1 protein-coding gene (cut by a window edge) is annotated in these 3,886 nt (G+C 74.8%); it reads left to right on the top strand.

Annotated features, from left to right (window positions below):
* Window positions 1-3,886: part of a class I SAM-dependent methyltransferase coding region (locus tag CCN39_RS36145; protein ID WP_158104578.1), annotated on the top strand (this coding region is incomplete at its 3' end). Its footprint begins 60 nt before the window's first position; the window shows 3,886 of its 3,946 annotated nt.

Raw genomic sequence — 3,886 nt, 5'->3', positions numbered from 1 at the left:
CTCGAAATCGGCGTCGGCAGCGGGCTGATCCTGTCCCGGCTGGCCCCGCACTGCGAAACGTACTGGGGCACCGACTTCTCGGGCGCCACCGTGGACCGGCTGCGCGCCCAGGTCGCGCACCGGCCGGAACTCGAGGGCAAGGTGGAACTGCGCGTGCAGGCCGCCGACGTCCTCGACGGCCTGCCGTCCGGGTTCTTCGACGTGATCGTGCTGAACTCGGTCATCCAGTACTTCCCCGACGCCGGTTACCTCACCGGCGTGCTGACCGGGCTGGCCGGCCTGCTCGCGCCCGGCGGTGCGATCGTCCTCGGCGACGTCCGCCACCGGGGGCTGCTGCGCTGCTTCCGGACCGAGGTCGAACTGCACCGCTCGGCCCACCGCGGCGCCGACGCCCTGCGCCGCGCCATCGAGCAGGGGGTGCTCGGCGAGCGGGAACTGCTGGTCGATCCGGAGTACTTCGCCGCCCTCGCCGACCGGGAGGCCGGCTTCGCCGGCGTGGACATCCGGCTCAAGCGCGGCTCCCACGGCACCGAGCTGCTTCGCTACCGGTACGAGGTCGTGCTGTACAAGAGCCCCGGCGCGGCCGTGTCGCTTTCGGACGCCGAGACCCTGCGCTGGGGCACCGACGTCGAGGACCTCGCGGCACTGGAAGCCCGGCTGACCGGGCGGCCGGACGCCCTGCGCGTCGCCGCGATCCCGAACGCCCGGCTGACCGGGCCGGTCGCGGCGGCCGGGCTGGTGGCCGGCGGCAGCGCACCGCAGGCGGCCGCCCGGGTGCTCACCACCGGTCCGGGCGGGAGCACGGCCGTCGATCCCGAGGCGGTGCACGAACTCGGGCGGCGCACCGGCCACACGGTCGTCGTGACCTGGTCGGCCCGGGGCGACGACCTCATGGACGCGGTGTTCGTCCGCGGCACCGGTCCGCTGAGCGGGGGGTACCTGCCCGCCGGACCGGCCGGCAGCCTGGCCGGCCACGTCCGGGAACCGTCGGCGGGCCGCCGGGCCGCCGCGCTGCCCGGTGCGGTCCGGGCGTTCCTGCGCGACCGGCTGCCCGAACACCTGGTGCCGGACGCCGTCGTGGTGCTCGCCGAGGTGCCGGTCACGCCCAACGGCAAGGTGGACCGCAAGGCCCTGCCCGAGCCCGACTTCGCGGCGGCGGGCCGGGGACGTCCGCCGCGCACGCCGAAGGAGGAGATCCTCTGCGCGGTGTTCGCCGACGTCCTCGGGCTGGCCGGTGTCGGCATCGACGACCGGTTCTTCGACCTCGGCGGGCATTCCCTGCTGGCCACCCGCGTGATCAGCCGGGTCCGGTCGGTCCTCGGGGTCGAACTGGCGGTGCAGGACCTGTTCGACGCGCCGACCGTGGCCGGGCTGGCCGCCCGGCTCGACGGCGGGCGAGCCGCCGGCCGTCCGGTCCTGCGGCCCCGCCCCCGGCCGGCGGAGATCCCGCTTTCCCCCGCGCAGCAACGGTTGTGGTTCCTCCAGCAGCTGGAAGGACCGAGCGCCACGTACAACACGCCGCTGGCCGTCCGGCTGACCGGGCCGGTCGACCGGCAGGCCCTGCGCCGGGCGCTGGCCGACGTGGTGGACCGGCACGAGGTGCTCCGCACGGTCTTCCCGGAAACGGGCGGCCGGCCGCGGCAGCAGGTGCTCGAGGGGGCCGAGCCGGTCCTGGAAGTGGTGCCGACCAGCCGGACCGCGCTGGGCAGTGCGCTGGACGACGCGGTGCGGTACCCCTTCGACCTGGCGGCCGAACTGCCGGTGCGGGCCTGGTTGTTCCACTGTGGACAGGACGAGTACGTCCTGCTGGTGCTGCTGCACCACATCGCGGGTGACGCCTGGTCGCTCGGGCCGCTCAGCGCGGACCTGTCGGCGGCCTACACCGCCCGGCTCGCCGGGCACGCCCCGGACTGGCCGCCGCTCGAGGTCCAGTACGCCGACTACACGCTCTGGCAGCACGAACTGCTCGGCCACGAGAGCGATCCGGACTCCGTCATCGCCCGGCAGATCGGCTTCTGGCGGGACACCCTCGCCGGCGCCCCCGAAGAGCTCACCCTGCCCGTCGACCGGCGCCGCCCGGCCGTGCCCAGCTTCCACGGTGCGCTGGCGGAGCTCCGGTTCGGCGCCGAACTGCACGAACGCTTGCTGGAACTGGCCCAGGACAACGACGCCACCCTCTTCATGATCCTCCAAGCCGGGCTGGCCGCAGTGCTGTCCCGCCTCGGCGCCGGCACCGACATCCCCCTCGGCTCCCCCATCGCCGGACGCCTCGACGACGCCCTCGACAACCTCGTCGGGTTCTTCGTCAACACCCTCGTCCTGCGCATCGACCTCGACGGCAACCCCACCTTCCGCGACGTCATCACCCGCACCCGCACCACCGACCTCACCGCCTACACCAACCAGGACACCCCCTTCGAACACCTCGTCGAAAAGCTCAACCCCGAACGCAGCACCGCGCGGAACCCGCTCTTCCAGGTCATGCTGGCGCTGAACAACACCGGCGCGGCCGCGGGCGTGCACTGGGACCTGCCGGGGGTGCGGGTGCGACCCGAACCGCTCGGCACCGGCGCGGCGCGGTTCGACCTGACGTTCGGCCTCGCCGAGCGGCGGGCCGCCGACGGCGCGCCGGACGGCATCGCGTGCTACCTCGAATACAGCACCGACCTGTTCGACGCCCCGACCGTCCAGCGGATCCTCGACCGGTTCGAACTCCTGCTCACCGCCGCCACCGCCGACCCCGACACCCGCGTCGGCGACCTCGACATCCTCACCACCGCCGAGCGCGCCGAGCTGCTCGCCGTACGCCCCGCCGTCCCGCCGCGGACCCTGCCGGCGCTGTTCGAGGAGCAGGCCGCTCGCACGCCCGAGGCCGTCGCGGTGACCGGTGAGCACTCGGCGCTGACCTTCGCGGAACTCGACGCGCGGGCCGACCGGCTGGCCCGCGTGCTCCGGGCCCGCGGCATCGGCCCGGAGGCCGTCGTGGCGATCGTGCCGCCCCGGTCGCCCGACCTGGTGGTGATGATGCTCGGGGTGCTCAAGGCCGGAGCGGCGTACCTGCCGGTCGCCGCCACCTTGCCGGCCGACCGGATCCACCGGATGCTGCTCGACGCGGCGCCGGCCCTGCTGCTGGACACGCTCGCGGACCGCGTCGAGGCGCCCGGTGACCTCGCCGCGCTCACGCTCGACGCGCCCGAGGTGCGCGCCGAACTGGCCGCGCACCCCGCCCGGCACCTGACCGATGCCGAGCGGGTCGCGCCGCTCGACCCCGCGCACGCGGCGTACCTGATCTACACGTCCGGGTCCACCGGGCGGCCCAAGGGCGTCGTGGTGACCCACGCCGGCGCGGCCGGCCTGGCCGCCGCGTCCCGCGGGGAAATCGGTGGCCTGGGCCCCGGCAGCCGGGTCCTGCAGTTCGCCACGCCGAGCTTCGACGCGGCGTTCTGGGAGGTGTTCGCGACCCTGCTGACCGGCGGCACGGTCGTCACCGCCGCTCCCGAGCGGCTGCTGCCGGGTCCCGGTCTCGCGGCGCTCGTCGCGGAGGAGTCGGTGACGCACATGGTGCTGCCGCCGTCGGCGTTGGCAGCGCTGGACGAAGGATCCCTGCCGGAGGGCATGACGGTGATCGTCGCGGGCGAGGCCTGCCCGCCCGACGTCGTGGCACGGTGGGCACCGCGGTGCCGGCTGCTGAACGCGTACGGACCGACCGAAGCGACCGTGTGCGCCACGGTCAGCGAGGAGCTCGACGCCGCCGCGCCGCCCCCCATCGGGTCGGCCGTGACCGGCGTGACCTGCTTCGTGCTGGACGAGCACCTCCAGCCGGTCCCACCGGGGGTCCCGGGCGAGCTGTACCTCGTCGGCGCGTCACTGGCCCGCGGCTACCTCG

The sequence above is a fragment of the Amycolatopsis kentuckyensis genome (assembly GCF_002155975.1).
Lineage (GTDB): Bacteria > Actinomycetota > Actinomycetes > Mycobacteriales > Pseudonocardiaceae > Amycolatopsis > Amycolatopsis kentuckyensis.
The sequence above is the reverse complement of the archived record's forward strand: the minus strand, read 5'-3'. Positions and strand labels throughout refer to the sequence as shown.